Source organism: Paraburkholderia solitsugae, assembly GCF_013177695.1.
Lineage (GTDB): Bacteria > Pseudomonadota > Gammaproteobacteria > Burkholderiales > Burkholderiaceae > Paraburkholderia > Paraburkholderia solitsugae.
This window is the reverse complement of the sequence record NZ_WOEY01000106.1, coordinates 1-20,779: the sequence shown is the minus strand read 5'-3', so window position 1 is coordinate 20,779 and position 20,779 is coordinate 1. Positions and strand designations below refer to the sequence as shown.

Below are 20,779 nucleotides of genomic sequence, written 5' to 3'. Positions count from 1 at the left end.
CAGCGTCATGGTCGTGACAGGCGACCCGCCGCCCGGCCGTGGACAACCCGCGACTCAACACTCCCGGGAGGTTCAACATCACACTAAACCCAACTGCAAATCTGTCCGTTGAACCGGGTCAATCTCAACTAACTAGGTCCGTCAAACTTTTAACGCGGTAGCCTTGACTGAGGTCTGCAGCAGCGGAGCGCTCCGCGCGGAAGCCTTCAATCTCTTCTGGGCTGGAGGTGCTTGTAACGTGGTCGGACAGGTCCCAAAGGGGCCAGCACAACGTGCTGCCTTCATTGATCCAAACGGCATTTCAACTCTGCTGTACGGCGGTATAGATTGAACAGATCGAACTCCTGATCGAGTTCGTCGACGATTCGCTGTAGCGCACTCTGAACCTTCTCCAGGTCAGTCCATTCGTCGATCTTGTTCAACGGGTGCAGGCGTGTGCCGCGCAGAAGCTGACCCGCCAGCCGCCCCACGCTGGTGTCCAGCGTATCTGCCAGTACCTCGATCAGCCGTAAATATTTCTCCGCGCTGCCGCGAATGCCGCGCGCGCGCGTCTGTGCCGGGCGGCAACGTGAGCCGGTACAACTCCTTCGCGTCGTCGGGGGTCTTTCTTGCTGGGGTCTGGTCCGCCGAATCCAGCTCTCCGGCACAACTCGCCCCTGGAAATACCCCGCTCTTTCAGGCGAGGCGCGACTTCCTCGAGGTAAACGTGCATTCGTTGGGCCACAATGGTTCGGTCGTCGAGGGTGAGCTTGCGGGGATCGCGTCCCTTCTGGTCGCCGTAAGCCGCGCGATTCAACTCGCTCCACGCGCTTCGTCCGTCTGCTGCCAGCCAGCGGTCAAAGAGTTTGACCCTGCGCATCGCTTGTTCAAAGACAGGTGCCGGGTCGACTGACTCAGCCGGTGCCGATGAAGTCGTTACACTCGACTTTGATTTCTTGTTTGTCATTGTGATTTCCCTGTTGTCTGCTTTCTTGATTCAGTGCCGCGGTACCCGTTTGAAGCGCCAACCTGACGTGATCACCGTGCCATCGTCGGCCACCACCGTGTAAGCGTCGAGAAGTGGACGCAGCCGGTCTACCGCCTGTGATCCAACATCCCGTTCCAGATTTCGACGGCTGGCGTTGTCGAAATAGAGGATCTCTGCTCCGCCACGGTCCAGCGCACGCGCACCGTATGTGTCGAGCCAATTCATAATCAGGGGAGGCAAGCCACGCTGCTGAGCGCGGGTGGTGGCGTGGCGGGTTAGCACTAACATGGTTCAGTCCTCGGTGGTGATGTCGTGACACCATTTTTGGTCACTAAATCGCTCCGCGCTAGTCCCTTTCTTATAAGGGGGAGGACGATGAAAACGGGAAGACTGACTCCAATTTCGGGAAGTTAGAGCCAATTTTCGGGAGGTAATGGTTGCCGTCAAGCCGGCGAGAATGTGCGGGCGGATGCCGGATTCTGATCAGATCAGCCCAGACCAGCCGGCTGGTCGCCCTGGCGCGTAACACAGCACGCACTGGACATAACATCTGATTCTCCCCTCGACAACACCTGCGACCATCTGCCCGGATGAATACATGCCGTGCAAGGCAGCTTGTGCACATTTACGTTACGCGTAACGAAATACTACATTTATCGTTATGAATAACGTAAAATAGATGTGTTCAACCGAACCAGGATGGATCATGCCTTCACCGGCAAACGACAAGGTAACCGGCACCACGGAAAAACGTGGCCGTGGCCGGCCACGGAAGCCGGATGCGATGTCGAACGCCGAGCGTCAGGCAGCGTGGCGAGCCCGACATGGCGCGCACACAAAATCCGTTACTGTAACGAAAAATATCCCTCCGCGTGGCGCCCATGACGCCTTGGTGCGAGAGTGCGAGCAGCTGCGTGGTGAACTGGTACAGGCGCGGCGCGAGCTTAAGACTGTGTCACGGGCGAAGCCGTCTGCCCGAGCTCCTTCTGACGTGGCGACGGTCCTCGGACGGCTTCCACGCCAGGAAGACGCCGATTCTGGCGAGCGGCGTCTGCACCTGACGATGACTGGCACCCAGTTTTTCGCGCTGGAGCGGCTGGTCGCGCACTTCGGCCTGTCCCGGCGCGCGGTGATCGGGCGCCTGATCGACTGGGCCGACGACACGTTTTCGAGGTCACTTTACGACGACGAAGCCGCATTTAACCGTTACATCGACCGTGACCGTAACGAAAAATGATCCCCCCCACTGACTGGATCGGCACGAGCCAGTTCAAGATCCTGCAGGACCGGTTCCGCCAGTGGTGGTCCGTGACCGGCTACGTCCCTGAGCGCATGATGTAATCGGTTTTGACAACACACAGGCACCGTGAATGGCGGCACCCAGCGAAGCATGGCCGGCGGGTTGGTTGATCACACGCCATCGTCCGCTTGCCTCCGCCACACGAGATGCTCGTCACGATCCCTTTGCAGCCGCGCGCCGCAATAACCGAGGGTCGGTCAACCACTCATCACGCGTTCCAACCAGGACGAGCGCGAAGTCCGGATGATTGGGATTGAGCAAATAATTGGATTCCGCAGGAACGACCGCACTGGGAACAGCCAGCACGGCGCTGGTTCGCTTCCGCTCCCACGCCGATCCAAGTTGCTGCAGTTCGGCCCGCGCTGAAATGTCCCGCCAGTCGCGAGGCAAACTGGCGGGATCGATACGTTCGACGATTTTCTCCGGGATACTGGCTGGGATCATCACATAGCGGGCGCGCAGCGGTGAATCCTGGACCAACATCTCGAGCAGCGCGAGCGATTGCGTCTGCGCCGTATACACCATCGCGACGCCTTTGGGGTTCCACCGGCCACCGTACAATCGCGCTCCTTCCCCAGAAAAAGCGGTATCCGCATATCGTTCGGTCACCACCCGCCACGCCGTGAACATCACGCAAACACGCCATGCTCGATGCGTCCCAGCGTATCCATCACGCTATCGGTGCCAATGTCGGTATCGACAAGGCTTAGTGGCGTGGCGTCTTCCAGGGCAGCAACCGGCATCTTAAGCCAGGCGAGTGCCAGGTCGAGATCGTCAAACACCTCGGCAGCGCGCGCGGCGACACGCGCGAGTCGCAGCAGCTTGGCTGACTCCTCACGGCTCAACACTCCTTCCCGCTTGCGACGCGCCAAGGTACGCTCCGGGATATCGAGCGCCTGCGCCAGTTCTGCTTGCGAAAGTCCGATAGATTTGAGCATCGCGTCCAGCGCCCGCGACGAAATGCCATGGCGGACGACCTCCACCCATTCAAGGCCGGATCGGGGAGAACGTGGAAATACCGATCGGCCTCCCAGTAATGAGTCGGCTGATACCTTCTCGATGACGTTCACGGTTTCACCTCCTGCCATTTGGCATCTATTTTATACCAAAATGGCAGAGACAGTAGTTGCTGCCAGGGCATCGCGGGTTCGGGCCGGACTTCTGGCTACTTTCAGCGAAAGTTCACGCCAACCCCCTTGGGGGAGATCGACGACACGTCTAGGCACCGCTCCGACATGAAGGTCCGCTCGTATGCCAGGAATCCGGAGACCCTGGGGTATGGGAGCGAAGGAAGGCTGAAGCGGGCGATACACAACGAGCGGCAGCAGCCGGTCTCGACCAGCCTGGCAACGTAGCCTTTCAGATGCTGCCCCAGGTCTGCACTGGTCATGGTGCCCTCCTCACAAATTTCCACAACCGGTCCTGATTACAGTTATCAAGCGGCCGTGCGCAGCGAGCGAACCCGCGCAGGGTCGCAAAATCGGCACGCGTCCAGGTGCGCTGTGGTGGCTGCGTGAGCAGCTGGAAACTGCTCGCCATCGTTAGAGCGCCGCCTGCAGATCGGTCAGCGTGACCATCAGCATCATCGGATCGATTGGCGAAGGCTCAAACCCGATCCGTTCGTAAAAGGTCTGTGCTTCCGTTGACAGCGCATGCACGATCAGACCACGTATGCCGATGGCATCGGCCGCCTGCAGGACGCGCTGACCAGCATCGCGCATCAGGGCCCGGCCGACTCCCCTGCCCTGCAGCGACCGGTCCACCGCGAGGCGGCCCAGCACCACAACGGGAATGGGGTCAGGCATATTGCGGCGAAAGCGGCCCGGCGCCGCATCCACGGCCACGGCACCCGACGCGAGCGCGTAGTACGCTAGCACCCTCTGCCCGTCACAGGCCACGAAGGTGCGAGACGCCCCACCCGCCTGATTTTTCAGGGCGCGGCGCCTGAGCCACTGGTCGAGACTGTCGACCCCCGAGGCGAACGCCTCGAGGTTATGCTGAGCGTTGAGCGGCTCGGGCGCGCGCACCGTCATGCGGCGTCCCAGGGTGCCGGTGTCTGCATCGTTTTGCGCAGCCGCTCATTGGGACGGGGCGGCAGATCGAGCCGCGCTAGAAACGCCGCATAAGCCTCGGGGCTGGCCGTCATCACCACCTGGTCAAGCAGGGCCTCTTCGGCCGCAGCGCGCGCGGCCTCGAGAATGAAATCAGTGCGGTTCTTGCCGCGCGTCCGGGCGGCCCGGTCAATCAGGCCGCGCTCCTCGGGGCGGATCCGGATGTTCAGCGTTTCGCGTTTTGGCGCCGCGGGGTGGGCAGTGGTCATGGCAGGCCTCCGTCGAAAGTCCTAGCATAGCAAAACGCAATGACGTTGTCATTACATCGCTATGTGAACCCGGATGCAAACCCTTAAAAAATGAAGCGCAAGGCGGTTTCGCGGGATTTACCCACTAAATCCTTCCGTGCCAAGGCAGTTATCACCGTTGGCAGGGTGCCTTGCCGGCCATCACTGCTGCCACGCTGGACCGGGGGGGGGAGGAAGGATAGCGCGGAGGCCACAGGCGCCCTTCGAGAGCCTTAGTGCGGCGTCCGCTGCTATTCGATGTTGGCGTATCACCGCAATGGGCGTCCCACAGCTTGCGACGGATGCTCGGGTATCGTTGTCGTTGCTCATAGGCCACGCTCCCGTTGGTTTTCTGCCGGTCAGGCGCGCGCTCGGGCTGCCTTGGGTTTGTTGCGCAGGTACACGAAATGGTAGAAGGCGAAGGAAAGGTCCGCGTGGTTGAGCACGTCTGCTTCGCCGATGGTCGCTATGTCGAACTTGAGACGCTTGATGGCCAGCTTGCCAGAAGGAGACGCAATGTACGCGCGCATGAAGTCTTTCCTTGCCCGTGCGTCGGCCTGGTCGAAAGCTTCGCGACCAGCGCTGACCTCGTCGGCCAATCGCAGCTTGGCTTCTTCCTCACGAGCTGCACTGTTCGCTTCAACTGCTATTCTCGTGGTCGCTCGGGCAGTCACCTCGGCCTGCTCTTCCGTGGCTTTCTGGGCCAGTACCGTTTTCATCCGGCGCTCAGCCTCTGAAAGCTTGTAGCCCTCAGTGATGGCCTTCATCAGATAGCCCGCAGGACTCTTTGTCACCTTCGCGTCATCAATCTTTGCGCGAGTGTATTCGATTGCATCAAGGATGCGTTCATCGGACCAGATGGCGCGGTTCTGCGAGATGACACTGAACTGCTTTTCGGTGAAGGCGAATTCGTTTTTCAACGTGGTGTAGGTTTCCTTCAACCCAATCAAGCTCGCGCGGACGGTGTCGGCCCCTTCTTTCCTGGAAAGCCTGAAACGTATCCGGTCGATCTTCTTGGACTTCGGGCTTTCGGTGCGCGTCTCGTAGCTGAGCTCGATGTCAGAGACTTCGTTGATTTGCTTTACCGCAGGCTCGAGACTGTCCCGCTTGAAATACTTGAAGACTGTTGCGCTGGAGCCCGCTTTGCCGGGCCAGTTTCGGATCACATCGAGTTCAAACCAATCTGTGATGCCGTCCGTCACGTACGCAATGACGTGGTCATAGATTGCACGTGCGTAAGTAAGGGTGAAGGCCGACGTGATGCGAAGGCTCAACCAGTGCGACTTTTCTGGGTCCTTGATGTGGCGGATGAGCGGTTGCGGGACTTCAAACGTTATGCGTCCCTTGTCGATACCGACAATGCCGAGCAGTTGCACGGATACCCATTTTTCGTTTTCAGGTGCGGTGCTACCCTGCGGGGCCGCGATCACCTGGATGAGTGCCTTCTGTGCTTCGGATACGACTGCTCTCAGATGCTTGTAGTTGTAGCTGTCGTAACGCATGAGCCACCTGAAGTAGCTCAGCTCGACGTCGTAATATTTCGGTGTGGTCGGCTCCTGCGCCACGATGAAGTGCGCTGCATCAAGCAGGCGACGCGCCGTGACTCCAACGTCAGTGACATCAACGAAAACGTTGTTCCGCTGATAGCCGATTTCCTTGGGTGACTTATGGATCGGCGTGTCGGTTGCCAACATCTCCTCAAACAGTTCGAGCGACATCTGGCGCGATGTTGCGCTTGTCGATACGGCGGTTGACATCGTGGCCCTCTTTTCTTGGTTGTTAGCCGCGGAAAACTCTAACACGCGTAGGTGAGATGTCAAAACAAAAAGGCTCACCATCAAACCACTGTTTCAACAATTCGGCTCACCCACCTTCGCAACCCGATCGGTCAAAAATTAGGACCACCAAGGCGTCGCTAGGATGCTCTGTCCGGCACGCCCGAGGCGTTTGTTTGGTGTTTTAAAAGTCTTAGAAAAAACAAACCCACCAACTTACAAGGCCTATCAAACTCAAACAAAAACAACGAGTTAACCCTACAAAGGTGAGTGATTTTGTTTCAGGGGTGAGCCCTTTTGTAGGGCAAAGGTGAATTAAATTCCTCTATGAGAGTGAAGTGTTTACCCGTTCAGGGTGAGACTTCATGTGGCCGCCGGGACGACGGTGAGATGAATTGTTGAAGCCTTCCGAGCTGCCGACAAAGCCGTATGCGGCAGGGGTTTCCGGGACCCAACCTGCGACGGTGGTGAGGGTTTCTGTTGGCGACGGTGAGCAAATTTGTATGGGCCAGCGCCACCCACGGTGGAACAAGGAGAAAAGCGTTATGGCCTCGATAGTTAGGGAGTATCCAAGGTGATACTCGAATTTGCCGGCACGATGGTGAGGAGAATTGTGGCGGGCTGCCGGGTTGCACTCCCGTGGGCGCATGGTGAGAAGTTTTGTTGGATCGCTGTCGACGCTGCTCACTCATGGTGAGCTGATTTGGGAGGGCGAGCTGGCAAAGCGAGCGATGATGGTGAGGAATATTGTGGGGCGTCCTGTTCTACGCAGTGATTAACTCCAAGACGGATCGCGCTCGTTTCAAATTGAACCCGCTCGCCTCTTCTCGGTATGTATTCAACAAAACTTCTCACCCACCTTCGTGACCAGAGCCTTCACTGGTCCAACAATTTCCCTCACCATGATCTTTCAAAATTCATTCACAAAAACAGATATTTGACGCGTCACCGACCCGACGTCTTTCCACATTATGAAATTAACGCGAGTTTTTGGTTGCGAAATAGCCACTTAACGTCGGTTTCTAAGAAACGAGGTTAAGTCACGGGCACATTTTTGTATTTTTCTAGTATTCTACGCTTCGTACCGATTTCGGGCTAAACCTTAAAAACCATGTCCAAAGCAGAATTCCCGGCAATTACGCGAAGAGTGACCTTGGGTGAACTTGCGGGTTTCGCGGAGACGCTTAACACGCTCACGGAAGACTTGCGTAACAGTATCCTGACGCCGAAACCGCGAAAATCGGCTCCCTCATTTACTACGGCGGAGGTCGCCGAACTTTGCGGAATGGACCGCACGAAGATTCATTACCAGGCCACAAGGGAAGGAAGCACGCTGCCAGCGGGTGAGGCATCGGGTACTGGTCGTAGCCGCCATTTCACACTGGCCGAGGCACGGACGTACGTGCAGCAACTATCTGAAATATATCAGTCGCCGCTGGTCACCGGGTCGCGCGGTGCCGACGGGAAGGTCATTCTCGTCGCCAACTTCAAAGGCGGTTCGACCAAAACGACGACATCAATGTGTCTTGCGCAGGGATTGTCGCTCCGCGGTCGGCGGGTGCTCGCCATCGACCTGGACCCGCAGGCATCACTTTCCGAGCTTTGCGGCCTGTATGCAGAGAAGGAGGTTGATGAGGATTCGACCGTTTTGCCGTTCATCTATGACCAGACGATCGAAGGCGGGCTGTCATCATTCATCAAGCAGACCTACTGGGACGGTCTGGACGTCATCGCAGCCCACCCCTCCTTGTTCAGTGCGGAGTTCTACATCCCGTCGATGCTCAAGGCTAAGCCCAGCTTTCAATTCTGGGCAATCCTCCGGGAAGGTCTCGCGTCGCTACGCAGCAAGTACGACTACATCATCCTCGATACGGCGCCTTCATTGTCCTACCTGACGCTCAATGCGTTGATGGCTGCGGATTCGATGGTCATGCCGCTGGTTCCGGAAAGCCTCGACTTCATCAGTTCTGTGTCTTTCTGGGGGCTGTTCTCCGACATCGCGGGTAACTTCATGGAGAGGGAGGCCAACAAGGCCTACGATTTCATTTCGATCATCCTTTCAAAGGTCGATAACAGCCCGACTTCGTCGGCTTCTGTGGTTCGTCCATGGACTCAACGGGCCTATGGCGACTGGCTTACGACAACCGAAATTCCGGCAAGCTCGGCAATGAGTAGCGGCGCGCTTGCATTGTCGACGGTGTTTGACCTGAGCAAGAAGGACGCGAGTTCGAAAACTGTCGAGCGGGTTCGTCAGCCGCTCAGGGAATACTGCAAGTGGATTGACGATATGTACGTCGAACAGTGGAGACTCGGCAAATGAATATTCGTGCTCGAATGGCTGAGCAGACTGCCAATCTGCGCGCTGCTTCAGATATCCCGAAAGACGAAGTTACAGCCTCTAGGCAAACGAACGATAAGCCGAAGACCGGGCCGGGGATGGCTGCTGCCCTGGCTGCGGCCAATATCAAGATTCAGGAACTGGAAACGCGCGGCGCGCAATCAGTGCTGCCCGTGTCAGAGATAGTGCCGAACCCTTGGCAGCCCCGGCGGGTTTTCAACGAGGCGAAGCTAGCTGAACTCGCAGAGTCGATTCGCGAGGTCGGGCTGTTACAACCGATAGTCGTTCGCCGAGCGGAGTCTGCCTATCAGATTGTTGCGGGTGAGCGGCGTTGGCGCTCACACAAGCTGGTGGGACTTGAGGAAATCAAAGTCCTCGTCGTTGATTGCACGGACCAGGATATGGCGGTGCTGGCTCTGGTGGAAAACATCGGTCGGGATGACCTGGCCGACTATGAGATTTCTATCTCCATTCGCCGTACCGAAAAGGAATTTCCGAATCGCACGCGTTTGGCCGAAGCTGTCGGCATGAGCCGACGAGGACTGTACAGATATCTCGCATTCGACACCCTACCCGCGTTCATTACCAGCGACCTCGATATCAATCCGACGCTTATTGGTGGCAATGCCGCCGATGCGATCGCGAACGTCATCAAGAAGCATGGTGAGAAAGCGGTGGCCGCTGCCCGCGAACTTTGGCCGGAGGTCGTATCGGGAAACCTGGACCAAGGCAAGTACGCGCCGGCGATTGCTGCCCTGGTCGGCCGTCGCGCATCTAGCAAGACGGCTCGCGAGCGCTCAATTGAGAAGTTTTTTGCGGGAAAGAATCACGCAGGCAGCATTACCAAGGATGTGAACAGCTTCACCGTAAAAATCAAAACGGGCGTCCTGTCAGATGCACAGGAGATCCGCATCCGCCAAGTCATAAGCGAGTTGTTTAACGGCACCCCTCTTGAGTGAGGCATCGCCAATAGGTCTGGAGCCCGCCTCGATGCGGGCTTTTTTTCGACTGCAAGATTCGGTGTGTTATATAGCCGCCGGTGTACGCGATGCCGATGTGCGTTCGCCCGCGTGGCTCCTCGGATGGTCGGCGCGGATCCCCTTCCATCCGAGGCGCAGGGTGGCGAACGGGAGTGTGCTACTAGGCACACTTTTCGGACGGGCCCTGCTTCCGAGGCGACTCGACCCGAGTCAACTGAATAGCCGCGAATCCCTTGGGGCCATACGGCTGGCGTTAGCCGCCCCCTCCGCTCCTTTAGCGGCGGGGTGGCGGAGTGTGCTACTAGGCACACTCTTCGGTCGAGGCCTGCTTGCGAGGCGACCCGAGTCGGCTGCCTCGCCGGAAACGCTCGGCGGCCGTATGCCCCCGGTGGGGTGTTGGGATCCGAGCGCTTTTCGGAACGGACGATGGCTGCTACCGCGAATGCCGATTGGATTTGCCGGGTAAGTGACAGCGCAGGCCACTTGTGCCGCATATTGGGCCGAAAAGCGCCCGAGAAGTGTCCACGTCGACCCGCTGATCAGCTACGCCTCGCCTTGGACCTCACGACAGCCGACGTGGCCAATCATGTAGGTTTCTCAAAGTTCGAGCCTTCTGCCCGGAATCACCCGCAGTGGCTGCTCCAATGTCTTGACTCTCGCAGCGGGTAGGATGAACGAACGGCCTCTCGCCGACGACCAACAACGGACAGTTCCTGATCCGCCGGGATCGATTGTGTCGCCGCAGGGCCCGGCGACGTACTTGGAGAGCGGGCAAACCTCGGAGGCTCCTAGGGAGGGCGGCTCGAGCTTCCGGGCGCGCCACCGGTTTCATGTGGGGTACGCTGACTGGTATGGCAACGGTGGGAGCAAACCATGCGGTTGATCGTCGAAGCAAGGCTGGCCGATGGGGCGTGAACATCGTCGCCGGGCGAGCGACGTTCACGGACGGTCCCCGAAAGTTGTATGCCTGTGTACACAAGGAAGTCACCTCGGCTGCAGCGCGACTCGATCAGTTCCTCAGTCGAAACGGTGTGGCGAGCGATGAACGCGTGACCGTGATCAGCGACGACGCTGGTGAATTTGAGAAGGCCGTCCAGGGCAGTCAGCTGGCTCGCGGCCGGATCCTCGACTGGTTCCACATAGAGATGAAGTTCCAGGCGGCGCAGCGTGCCGTGTTCGGCAGCAAGATGATCGCCGCGCTGGAACGGGGGTCGGTGGAAACCGAAATCAACCGCGCGAGGTGGTTCGTCTGGCATGGCAAGGGCAGCAAAGAGGTGGAGCGGATCAAGGCACTGGACGGTCGGCTGCTGACGAGGGAGGGGTACGAATTTAGCTGCTGTAGAGGAACCTGAACACTGTCTCCAGGTACCGGAGGAACAACGCGCACACGTTGGTCACCTACGGCGTCCGGCATCGCAAGGGTCTGCCGATCAGCGGCAGCATCGCCGAATCCGCGGTGAACCAGGTGGTCAGCCACCGCATGGGCAGGAAGCGACAGATGCGCTGGACTGAAGAAGGGGCGCACTGTATGGCGCAGGTCAGGGTCGTGGTTTTGAACGGGGAATTCTCGCCCCGCCACATCTCGGCGCTCGAGATAGCTGCCTCGCATCACGACAAATGCATCGAAGTAGCATCGCTAGGCCGGCACCTACCAACGAACAGAACGGACCATACAACCCTGCCGCCAGCCCGTGCGGCCTGACTCAACCTCCCTTTTACACGCTCTCCAGTGCGCCGTGTTTCTACCTGCTCTCGCTGCACTTCAGCCCGACGCCGGAACTCCGGGACAGGATGCGCGACATGACAAGGGAATGCCCTGCCGCAACCACGTAGAAAAAGGGGGCGCGGAGATTGGAAGCGGAACGCCTTGCCAGCGTGCGGGCGCGGAGTTGAAAATCCCCCCCTTAATCCGCATGATGGAGTTGTAGCGACGCTGCGGTTTAAATCGGTGCCCGGATCACCAGCGACAAATCGGCGTCGACAATCGTAAGCGTACTTTGAGTGCGTCAGGTCCGGGTCCTGCACCATTTTCCAATGGCCTCCTTCGGAAGGCCATTTTCATATGGGCGCAACGACCTACTTCGACGAACGCGGCTGCCTTGGCTGGAAGCTGATGCACCCTACCAGCGCGGCGGCGCCAGCCGCTTCTTCACGCTAGCCGCAGCCATCACCCCGGACGATGCCGAGCCGGTGCTGAACCGCGTGGTGCGGGGTCTGTACAAACGTCGCGGCCGGTCGACTCAGAATGAACTCAAGTCGATCCATCTGTCGGTCGCAGAACGACTGGGATTTGCCGCCGAGTTGGCGAAGCTCCGCGGCAGGCGGTCTGATATCGAATTCGTCACAATCACGGTGCGGAAAGAAAACGCCAACGCCGCTTTCCTCCGGCATCCGAACGGGCTCCCACTACAACTACATGGTCAAGCTGCCGCTCCTCGAGGCGATGGCTGCCCTCGAGTCAGTATGATTTATTCCGGACGCCCGGTCCCTGAAGGTCGAGCACAAGCATGCGCTGTACGACTATCTGTGCACGGAACTGGCCGCCCACGGCGCTGACACGGTGTTGCAGACGATGCCGTGTCAGCGCAGGGACAGTCTCGCGCTTCAGTTCGTCGATCTGGTGGTGGACATTGTCCGGGCGCACCACGAGCACCGCAATGGCGAGGCCTACCGGGCACCGTCGCCGTCGATCCGGCAAAAGCACCTCTTTTTCTGATGGGACGGCGTCGTGGCGGTGCCGGGCGCGTGGCGTACGTTCCTGGGCCTTGTCGCACGGATGGCTTGCGCTTGAATACACCGCTAATGCTGTATATATCAAAGGGCTATCCTGTTAGCACCAACTCGGCCATGATTGCAGGATGAAAGAAACCCTGCACATGCCTACTGCCGGCGAAGACTATCCTCGAACATGGACCCAGTTTGAGGAATGGTTTGCCACCGAAGACGACTGTCTCCAATACATCGAGCGGCTGCGATGGCGAGACGGATTTGAATGTCCTCGCTGCGGATACCGGCACGAACCTTACCGTGGCAGCCGTTCCCGACTGATCTGCCGATCGTGCCATCTTCAATGCACAGCAACCTCCCGCACGATTTTCGACAAGACCCGGACGCCGTTGAAGGTTTGGCTGGCGGCCGCGTGGTATATCACGAGCCAGAAATCGGGCATGAGCGCTCTTGGCCTGCAACGAGTGCTGGGGCTGGGTAGCTATCAGACAGCCTGGACGATGCTGCACCGCTTCCGCCGAGCAATGGTTCGGCCGGGCCGAGAATGCCTGAAGGGCACGGTCGAGATCGATCAGAGCTATCTGGCCATCCGTGAGCGACGCGAAACACCTCGCGGCATGGGGCAAAAGAGACGCACAACCAAGGCGCTGATCGTGATTGCCGTGGAAATTCTGGAGCCCAAGGGCTTCGCGCGTATTCGCCTGCGGCGGATCGAAGAAGAGACTGCCCTGGATGTCTTGCCGTTCATCGAAGAGGTAGTGGAGCCCGGCTCCTTAGTGCGCACTGATGGTGGCTCTATCTATGGCTCTCTGGGCGACACCTATCAGCATGAGCGGTTCGCTATCAGATCTGTCATGCCGGGGTCGATCCCGGCGCATGTCCCACTGCCAGGCGTGCATCGCGTAGCGTCGTTGCTGAAACGCTGGCTCCTCGGGACACATCAGGGCGCGGTCAAGCCGATCCAGCTCGACTACTATCTTGATGAGTTCGTTTTCCGTTTCAATCGCCGCGCGGCGCGATCCCGCGGTCTGCTTTTCTATCGCCTGCTTGAGCAGGCTGTCATGACTGAACCGGTCACCTACAAGGCGGTGACCCGAAAACCCACTCCGACCAAGCGCCCATACGCTAGCAATCCGAAATTGTGGTGCTAACAGGATAGCCCTTATATATCAACAGTACTGTTCATATATACAGTTATTGGAGGTCGGCATGGAACACCTGGTACGCGTGCAGAACGAATCGGACCGGCGCACGCTCGCGTGGCTGCGCGAGCGGACGAGCGACGCGGCACTGCCCGCGGCCGCGCAAGCCTGCATGAGGCCGGGGCGCCGGGCAAGCCGTACGTCTCGCAGCTGTGCCGGCAGCTCGGGCTGCGGCCGCCGTGGCCGGTGCGGGCGGCGGTCACCGGTGACGCCGCGCATATCGAGGTCGGCGACTGTCATCTGGCAGCGATCCGGCAGATCCTCGCGCGGCCGCAGGTGGAGACGCGCCGGGCCGCGGGATGACAGGAGCGGGGCAGGGGCGCCGGCACGGCGCAGCGCCGGATCGGGGGTCGGCGGTGCCGTTCTGTCGCCGCTGGCCTTGTCTGCTAATTGCGATTAGCAGCCAGCATTCAAATCCCTTTGGAGGCGGCCGGGTTCAGCGGAATTGCGTTCCCGCACAAACGGCGCGAGAATTCCTTGAAATTTATTGGAAAAAACTCATAATCGGGAGTAAGGGGCCGTGCCGTGCTATCAGGATGATTTTCACCCGGACGCGCTGCAGGACTTCGCGCTGCACCAGCGCGCCGGACGGTACCACGCGCTGGGCCAGCTGCTGGCGCTGATCGACGAGGTGATCGAGCATGGACTCGCGTCCGGCGAGGCGCCGGTCCATCCGGTCGCAGTCGTCAGCGGCTACGGCCTGTTCGAACGGTGCGCGCCGCAAATGTTCGGGGTTTTCTCGATCGGGGCGCCGCCGGCGCCGGGCCAGTTACCGGTCCTGCGGCTGCTGGCGATCGACACCACCGCGATGGCCGCGCGGGCGGCTGCCGCGGCACGCGTCTGAAGGAGATATAGCATGGGCAAGCTCACCGAATTGCGCAACGAGCTGATGCACCACCCGGCGTTCCAGGCCGGTTACGAGCAGCAGGGGCAGCTGGTTCGCTTTGGGCGGATGATGCGTGGCGCCCGCGAGAGCCAGGGCCTGACGCAGGCGCAGCTCGCGTCACGGCTGGACATCAGCCAGTCCGAGATCAGCCGGCTGGAAAAGGGCGAAGGGGTCAACGGACCGACGTTCGAACGGATCGTCGCGTTCGCGCACGCGCTTGGGCTGCAGCTGGTGGTCGGCTTTGCCGATGAAACGCTAGCGGACGGGCCGGCCGACGCACGGGCCGGACAGGGTGCGCCCGCGACGGGGCGCGCAGCGCGGCCGCCGCGGTTTGCGGGATTCAAGAGCCGGCAGCGCGCGCGCCCCCAGGACGCCTCGGCACAGGACGAGCCCGAAGCGCTCTGGAGCACGTTTTGACCGGCGAGCAGTGGCTGCACGGCGTCGAGTACGGCGCCGAGGTGCTTACGCTCGCCAGCGTGCTGCTGATCTGGTGGCCCGCGTTCAAGGTCAGCCGGGCGCTGCTGGCTGCGCGCACCATGGCGCAGCTGGCGGGCCGCACCAGTTCGCCGACGATCGCACGGCTGGCGGGCGACCTGGAGGCCGACGCGAAGGCGGCGCCCACTGAATTCAACGCGACGGACTACTGGATGCTGCTCGTCGGCTTCTTTTGCGGCGCGCTATCGTCGGCCATCAAGCTGTTCTATCTGATTCCCGCCTCGCACCCCTGAGCGCCAGGCTTCATGCCATCCGCCGCGCAGTTGCCGTCCAGGTGGCCAGCGCGCGCTTCAGCGGCTCGTCGTCGACGTACTGATTGAAGGTCCGCGCGTCGGCGTGCCCCATGTTGTCGAGCGCGGCGCGGGCGTCGAGACCGTGCTTCATCCCTTCGGCCAGGCCCTTCGCGTACGTGTGCCGCAGCCAGTGGGTCGACGCCTGCTCGAGCCGCGTCGCATCGGCCGCGCGGCCCGACGCGCGCGCATGCTCGCCGGCTTCGCGGCACAGGCCGGTCACCAGCTCCCAGATCGCGGTGCGGCTGCGCACGCCCTTCCACTGGCCCCACCGCGTGCGCCGCACCGACAGCACCAGCGGCAGCGTCTCGTCGGGCGCAGGCACCGGCGGCAGCCCGAAGGCAAGCCGGTACGCCTGCAATGACAGCGCAATCTCATCGCACGGCACCCAGCGGGCCTTGCCGCCCTTGCCGCGCGCGATGCGCAGCAGCCACTGGAACGGCGGGGCGCCTGGAAACTCGCGCCGCAGCGCGTCCGGCACCGGTTCGATGCGCACGTGGCCCATCGCGCACTGCACCGCCTCGCTGGTGCGCACGCCGGTGTGCTCGAACAGGTCGACCAGAAACAGGTCGCGCGCCTTGCCTAGCCGGGCTTCCGTGGAACGCTCGTCACGCGCGCGGACCGCCTCGCGTAGCAGCGCGCAGTCGTCGACCGACAGGAAGCGCGCCTGTTTTTCCGGCTCGCGCCGGCCCACCGTCGGCAGCCCGGCGGCGGGATTCAGGTGCAGGTAGCCGACGTCGCGCAGCCAGTCGAACAGGCTCGTGACGATCTTCTGGGTCTGGCCGGCCGAGCGGTCCGATAGCGGCCCGAGGAACGGGCGCCAGTCGGGCGAGCCACGTCGCACGCCAGACCGTCGCACGGCCCAGGGCGCCGGCGCCTGCAGGAACCCGATGTACGCGGAAAACTCATCCAGCGTCCAGTTCGAGATCGGCACGCCCACCTTGCCCGCATACCAGAACAGCCGCTCCGCCTCGATCCGGTACTGCGCCAGGGTCGTGGCCGCAAGCCGCCCGCGGCCGGTCGCCTTGGCCGCGAGCCAGCGGGCCACGACCTGCTCGTCGGAGAGGTCCGGGGGCAGGATCGGACTCTCGAGCCGGTTCGGCCGCAGCGCAGGCTGTCCGGGAGCAATCGTGGCGACGGCGGCGTCCGGCGGAATACGGGCAAGGGCGCTCATGACGGGGCTCGCGGATGGGCTCGTGGGCGGCACAGAAGGCAACTAACGGTCAGCACGCCTTCCGACTGCGGCAACCCGCATGCGCGGGTCAGGAGGCCGCATTTCAGTGTGGAGGCGGGGGAGGGCAGGATGTGCATGGGTCTCCTAGACCGGAAAAAAGAACGCCAGCTCGAACAGGCAGACCGCCAGCGCGAATCCCGACAGGACAAAGGGCACTGCAACGTCGACGAAGTGCCCCGACCAGAGCTCGAGCAAGGCGGCCGTGGTCCAGATGACGCCGCGGCGAGTCTGGCTGGCCGATACCAGGCACTTGACGGCCCTGGGCGTGCCCTCGGGGTCGCCGTCTTCCTTCAGGTGGAAGACGCTCACCGTAATGCGTAATGCGGTTGCCCCACGGCAAGGGGGGGATGGAGCCGTTACCGGTAACACACGAGCCGCGCGTCCGGACTGGCACGAGCCGCGCGCCGCTCATGCGGCGCAGCTCCGGCGCCGACAGCTGCGGTAAGTCCTGAACGTCAATGAGCCCGAACCGCGCACGCCGACCGGCGATGCGCCGGTGCACTTCCGTCGCGACCGCGTCCTCGACGAGTTGCCGCACCCGTGCTTCAACGGCGCGCCGCGTCTCGTTGAGCTCCTTTCGCGTGTCCGCGTAGAAGCGGTACCGCATGAACATATAGAGCAGCGTCACGCCCAGCGCGAGCCACACCTTGAAGGCGCTGACATTGCCGTCGGTTGAAGGGAAAGTTGCAGCACCTGTGGTCAGCCTGCAGTGGGTGAGGGATGGGGTGCCGTCTGTGCCGTAATAACTTTTGCTTCTGCGCGCGAAGAAGTGAAAGTCGGAAATGCTAGGCGAAGGAAGAGAATGTCTGAAATGTCACATGCCTTGGTACTGCCCGCCCGACATGTCCGTGAAACAGCGCGGTGATCGACTTCAGCGCCCGAAGAAGCAATGGCGGTAAGGCTTTGCGGCCAATTTTGCCGACTTTTCGTCGGATTGTTTCACGACTAGACGCGGTCGGCGAGCAGCTAGGCCGCCTGGGTGCGGTCTGTGTGTATATGCACATTTAAAGATGTGAAAAAACGTAGCGAACGATACGTATTTTGTAGTGAGTAAGTTGGCGTGGGAAACCGCTATCACGCCACTGTCAGACGCGCGGATGTCCGGGTCGTTTTGTACTAAAACATGATGGTCGGGCAAACCGGAGCGTTGTCGATGATACCACCACGTTTCTTGCGGGCAGTCAACAACGCACGTCCGCACGGCGCGCATCGATATGACCTCTTCGGTCCGAAGATCGGGCGCCGGCTAACCCTGTTTGGGCGGCTCGCCCTCGATCTGTGGGTTCGCCTCGAATCAGATCCGCACGTGGTTACGTATTGCGAGCGGCCCCTGTGCATTCCTGACGCAAAGCCGCCCCGGGTCGTCGACTTCTGGGTCCGTACGCACAACGACGAGAAATTGTGCCTTGTACTGCAAACGGCGGAGGCGAGGTCAGCGGCGCAGGGCGGTCTTCTGTTCCCGGCTTTTCAGTTGTGGAGCCAGGCCTCTTCGCTGCAGTTGCAGATGATTCATCCGCAGGAGCTCGACGACCCACAGGTGCTTCACGAAAACCGGATCATGATGCTTCGTTACCTGGCAGGTAGTCACGCCCTTCCAGTCGAGAAATTGACATCGGACGTGATCACCGCGTGTAGCGACGGCACTACGCTGGCAGAACTCGAACGGCGATTCGCGACGGTCGATCCAATGCTCGTTCGCTCGGCCGTCTTCAGACTGGTGCTGCGCGGCGAGGTGGGATGTCCGGCACTGGCATTCGAGCCACTGGGGCCGAATACCCATCTGGAGCCGGTATGAAGCAGATCGCCTTCGGCGCATTGCGGTTCGATCGAAACTCCATTCCGCACGATCTTACCGATATCGGTCAATGGCCGGCGGCGGACGACAGCGCGCTTTCTGATGAGGGGCGCGACCTGCTGAAGCGCCGGATCCGGGCGATGGCGCTGTTTTTGGACGGCCACACACCTTTGCGCGAAATCAGCCGGGAAACGGGAGTTGGTTTCAACGACCTTTATCGCGTCTTCGAGCGGTGCATCACGCAGCACGAGGACGGCCGAATCTTTGGCTGCCGCGCATTGATCCCTTATCAGCACACGCGGTCGTACGACCGCCGCTCGCCGGTCAAGCCATCCCGCGAGGGCGTCGCGAGCAACGCCAGCGGAGCCTTCACCCAGTTGCTGCAGCGCTATCCGGACATCGCTCGCTGGATCGAACGCAAGGTCGCCGAGCGTAGCAGGAAGCACGCAGAACTCACCGAAGTTCACCGGCACCTGTGGCGACTGCATGGAGGCTTTCTTGCGCAATGCCGGCAGGCGGGTATTCAGGCGCACGAATATCCATTCAACCAGAAATACCTCGCTGAGCGATCGCTTGCCAGTCACGCCCGCGCGCTGTCGAACCGGAATTTCGATGCGGCGGCTCGGGCGGCAGGCGCCCAGCAGATCAGACATCGCTGGAACGACGATCCCGAGGCCGTTCGCAAACCCGCAATCCGTCCATTTGAGGCAGTCGAATTCGACGGTCACAAGATCGATGCGCGCCTGACACTGCGCATCGACGATCCGTTCGGTTTCGAAACATTGCTTGTGCTGCACCGGATCTGGATTCTGCTGATCCTCGATGTGGCAACCCGCGCGGTGATTGGCTATGCGCTCGCGCTGGGTCGCGAGTACAACAAGGACGATATTGCCGCCGCCCTGCAGGCGAGCCTGATGCCACACGCAGCACGCGCTTCGAAGATTCCTGCGCTGACGGTCAGACCCGGTGGAGGGTTTCCGTCTGAGATGATTCCGGCTACCGCGTGGGCGTGCTGGGGTACGTTCCGCTTTGATGCAGCGAAGGCACATTTCGCGAAGGCGACACTTGAGCGCCTGACCCAGGTCGTCGGTTGCACAACCGACAACGGGCCACTGGGCCAGAAGAACGAACGCGCGCTGATTGAGCGCTTCTTCGATCAGCTCGCGTCGCATTTCGCGCACAGATTGCCAGCCACCACGGGCAGCAGTCCACGTGCAGTCGAACGGGTGCTCAATGATGTCGGCGAGAAAGCTTCGCTGATGATGACGCTCGACGAGCTCGAAGATGTGATCGACGTGGTTCTCGCCAACTACAATGGCGAGCCGCATGGAGGACTGGGCGGGCGTACGCCGCTGGAGGCAATGCAGTACCTGCTCGCAAAAGAGGACGGCCTGCTGCGGACGCTGCCGGTGGCCCGACGCAGCACCTTGTGCCTGCTTCAGGAGGCCCGCGTGGTCACCATTCGCGGCAACGTGAGCCGCGGCGACCGCCCGCATATCAATTTCGAACACGTGCGCTACGACAGCAGGGTGCTGTCAGGCATCGCAGGGCTGATCGGCAAGCAGCTTCGCATCTATTTCAACGTCAAGGACGTCCGCCATCTGCACGCGTTCCATATGGACGGGTCAGAACTGGGTGTGTTGACCGCCGCGCGTCCCTGGTGCTTTACGCCTCATTCTCTGCGCGTGCGACAGGAAATCTTCTCACTGATTCATCAGCGAAAGCTGTCGGTGCGCGAAGGCGGCGATCCTGTTGGCGCGTGGTTTGCCTACAAGAAGGAACAGGCGCGAAGCCATACACGCGATGCCAATGACCTGGCGCGCATGCTGACAGACCGGGCGAAGTCGCATCAGGCACTACCGTCGGTCGATGTCGCACACGCGGCGCCAGCCGTGAAAAGCGAAGCGCCGGCGGCAGAAACACCTGCCCGAAAGACGCCGGACGCACCGTGGCTCACGCAGATTTTTACGTTCGGGTGAACGATGCCTGATTCGCTGAAACGCCCCGTTGATCCATCGGCGCATCCGCTCGTGAACCAGACGTACATGGTGCCCACCCCGGCAATCGCGGCGATGTACTCACGCGTGCGTCAGTGCATCCGTCGCGGCGTCGCTGGCGCTGTTATCTATGGACTATGCGCAAGTAAGAGACCTCTTCGGTCAACTTGCAAGTAACTATAAAATGGACATCGCCTAGGCGCGGAGGCATTCACTAAAACCAAATCCGCGTCTCAAAACGAGACCACATGACTGGCGCAGCAGGCTCTGGTGCAAATAGGCTGTCGGGTCGATGTGTTTCGTATAGCTAAGGATGTCTTATCGAGCTGACAGGACGGCATTCCACGCAGCGGGCGCAGCGGTATCTTTGAGGCTTAGCTTCACGAGGTTGAATTGACCTTTGCGAATGCGATGCATCAACTCAATGCCTGCCAGAGTGATCGCGGCATTCCTGA

Annotated in this window: 21 protein-coding genes and 1 pseudogene; 11 read left to right on the top strand and 11 right to left on the bottom strand. The window is 60.7% G+C overall.

What is annotated here, in order from left to right:
- Positions 1-281: 281 nt before the first annotated feature.
- Positions 282-647 (bottom strand): hypothetical protein, encoded by a 366-nt coding sequence (locus GNZ12_RS27120; RefSeq protein WP_172315269.1) that lies wholly within the window; start codon positions 645-647, stop codon positions 282-284.
- Between the two features lie 329 nt (positions 648-976).
- Positions 977-1,255, bottom strand: coding sequence for a hypothetical protein (locus GNZ12_RS27115; protein ID WP_172315268.1), 279 nt, complete (start codon positions 1,253-1,255; stop codon positions 977-979).
- 496 nt (positions 1,256-1,751) lie between these two features.
- Between GNZ12_RS27115 and GNZ12_RS27110 the strand changes: the two genes are divergently transcribed.
- Positions 1,752-2,204 (top strand): hypothetical protein, encoded by a 453-nt coding sequence (locus GNZ12_RS27110; protein WP_172315255.1) that lies wholly within the window; start codon positions 1,752-1,754, stop codon positions 2,202-2,204.
- 216 nt (positions 2,205-2,420) lie between these two features.
- Here the strand turns inward: GNZ12_RS27110 and GNZ12_RS27105 are convergent, their stop codons facing one another.
- The 6 genes from GNZ12_RS27105 to GNZ12_RS27080 form a co-directional block, all read right to left on the bottom strand.
- Positions 2,421-2,897: an RES family NAD+ phosphorylase gene (locus tag GNZ12_RS27105; RefSeq protein ID WP_172315271.1), complete on the bottom strand. Its 477-nt coding sequence runs from the start codon at positions 2,895-2,897 to the stop codon at positions 2,421-2,423.
- On the bottom strand, positions 2,897-3,337 hold the full coding sequence (gene parS / locus GNZ12_RS27100; RefSeq protein WP_007731380.1) for a type II RES/Xre toxin-antitoxin system antitoxin: 441 nt from the start codon (positions 3,335-3,337) through the stop codon (positions 2,897-2,899). Before parS ends, GNZ12_RS27105 begins: the two co-directional genes overlap by 1 nt.
- A 101-nt stretch (positions 3,338-3,438) precedes the next feature.
- Complete coding sequence (locus GNZ12_RS27095) at positions 3,439-3,657, bottom strand: hypothetical protein (protein ID WP_172315267.1); 219 nt, start codon at positions 3,655-3,657, stop codon at positions 3,439-3,441.
- A 151-nt stretch (positions 3,658-3,808) separates the two neighbouring features.
- On the bottom strand, positions 3,809-4,300 hold the full coding sequence (locus GNZ12_RS27090; protein WP_172315266.1) for a GNAT family N-acetyltransferase: 492 nt from the start codon (positions 4,298-4,300) through the stop codon (positions 3,809-3,811).
- Entirely contained in the window at positions 4,297-4,587 is a 291-nt protein-coding gene (locus GNZ12_RS27085) for a type II toxin-antitoxin system TacA family antitoxin (RefSeq protein ID WP_091809989.1), read from the bottom strand. Before GNZ12_RS27085 ends, GNZ12_RS27090 begins: the two co-directional genes overlap by 4 nt.
- A gap of 377 nt (positions 4,588-4,964) precedes the next feature.
- Positions 4,965-6,362, bottom strand: coding sequence for a replication initiation protein (locus tag GNZ12_RS27080; protein ID WP_172315265.1), 1,398 nt, complete (start codon positions 6,360-6,362; stop codon positions 4,965-4,967).
- Between the two features lie 1,129 nt (positions 6,363-7,491).
- On the opposite strand from GNZ12_RS27080, the gene GNZ12_RS27075 reads away from it, so the two are divergent.
- The 8 genes from GNZ12_RS27075 to GNZ12_RS27040 all read left to right on the top strand — a co-directional run bounded on the left by GNZ12_RS27075 (position 7,492) and on the right by GNZ12_RS27040 (position 15,241).
- Complete coding sequence (locus GNZ12_RS27075; protein ID WP_120298475.1) at positions 7,492-8,700, top strand: ParA family protein; 1,209 nt, start codon at positions 7,492-7,494, stop codon at positions 8,698-8,700.
- Entirely contained in the window at positions 8,697-9,677 is a 981-nt protein-coding gene (locus GNZ12_RS27070) for a ParB/RepB/Spo0J family partition protein (RefSeq protein WP_235993905.1), read from the top strand. The genes GNZ12_RS27075 and GNZ12_RS27070 overlap by 4 nt, the downstream gene beginning before the upstream one ends.
- A gap of 932 nt (positions 9,678-10,609) precedes the next feature.
- Positions 10,610-11,050 (top strand): hypothetical protein, encoded by a 441-nt coding sequence (locus GNZ12_RS27065; protein ID WP_172315264.1) that lies wholly within the window; start codon positions 10,610-10,612, stop codon positions 11,048-11,050.
- A 1,506-nt stretch (positions 11,051-12,556) separates the two neighbouring features.
- Complete coding sequence (locus GNZ12_RS27060) at positions 12,557-13,576, top strand: IS1595 family transposase (protein ID WP_172315263.1); 1,020 nt, start codon at positions 12,557-12,559, stop codon at positions 13,574-13,576.
- A gap of 108 nt (positions 13,577-13,684) precedes the next feature.
- Positions 13,685-13,930, top strand: coding sequence for a hypothetical protein (locus GNZ12_RS27055; protein ID WP_328806076.1), 246 nt, complete (start codon positions 13,685-13,687; stop codon positions 13,928-13,930).
- Between the two features lie 217 nt (positions 13,931-14,147).
- A complete protein-coding gene (locus GNZ12_RS27050; protein ID WP_172315262.1) occupies positions 14,148-14,471 on the top strand; it encodes a hypothetical protein in 324 nt (107 codons plus the stop codon).
- A 12-nt stretch (positions 14,472-14,483) separates the two neighbouring features.
- Positions 14,484-14,930: a helix-turn-helix domain-containing protein gene (locus GNZ12_RS27045; protein WP_172315261.1), complete on the top strand. Its 447-nt coding sequence runs from the start codon at positions 14,484-14,486 to the stop codon at positions 14,928-14,930.
- The gene (locus tag GNZ12_RS27040) at positions 14,927-15,241 is read left to right on the top strand and encodes a hypothetical protein (protein WP_172315260.1); all 315 of its coding nucleotides are present in this window, start codon (positions 14,927-14,929) and stop codon (positions 15,239-15,241) included. Before GNZ12_RS27045 ends, GNZ12_RS27040 begins: the two co-directional genes overlap by 4 nt.
- A 10-nt stretch (positions 15,242-15,251) precedes the next feature.
- Here the strand turns inward: GNZ12_RS27040 and GNZ12_RS27035 are convergent, their stop codons facing one another.
- Together GNZ12_RS27035 and GNZ12_RS27030 are read right to left on the bottom strand one after the other, a co-directional pair.
- Complete coding sequence (locus GNZ12_RS27035; protein WP_172315259.1) at positions 15,252-16,472, bottom strand: tyrosine-type recombinase/integrase; 1,221 nt, start codon at positions 16,470-16,472, stop codon at positions 15,252-15,254.
- Between the two features lie 144 nt (positions 16,473-16,616).
- Complete coding sequence (locus tag GNZ12_RS27030) at positions 16,617-16,841, bottom strand: hypothetical protein (RefSeq protein ID WP_172315258.1); 225 nt, start codon at positions 16,839-16,841, stop codon at positions 16,617-16,619.
- An 844-nt stretch (positions 16,842-17,685) separates the two neighbouring features.
- Between GNZ12_RS27030 and GNZ12_RS27025 the strand changes: the two genes are divergently transcribed.
- Both GNZ12_RS27025 and GNZ12_RS27020 read left to right on the top strand, forming a co-directional pair.
- Positions 17,686-18,327, top strand: coding sequence for a hypothetical protein (locus GNZ12_RS27025; protein ID WP_172315257.1), 642 nt, complete (start codon positions 17,686-17,688; stop codon positions 18,325-18,327).
- A complete protein-coding gene (locus GNZ12_RS27020) occupies positions 18,324-20,306 on the top strand; it encodes a hypothetical protein (RefSeq protein WP_172315256.1) in 1,983 nt (660 codons plus the stop codon). Before GNZ12_RS27025 ends, GNZ12_RS27020 begins: the two co-directional genes overlap by 4 nt.
- Before the next feature lie 336 nt (positions 20,307-20,642).
- Here GNZ12_RS27020 and GNZ12_RS45785 read toward each other — a convergent pair.
- Positions 20,643-20,779, bottom strand: a pseudogene (locus tag GNZ12_RS45785) (IS6 family transposase); the annotation flags it as partial.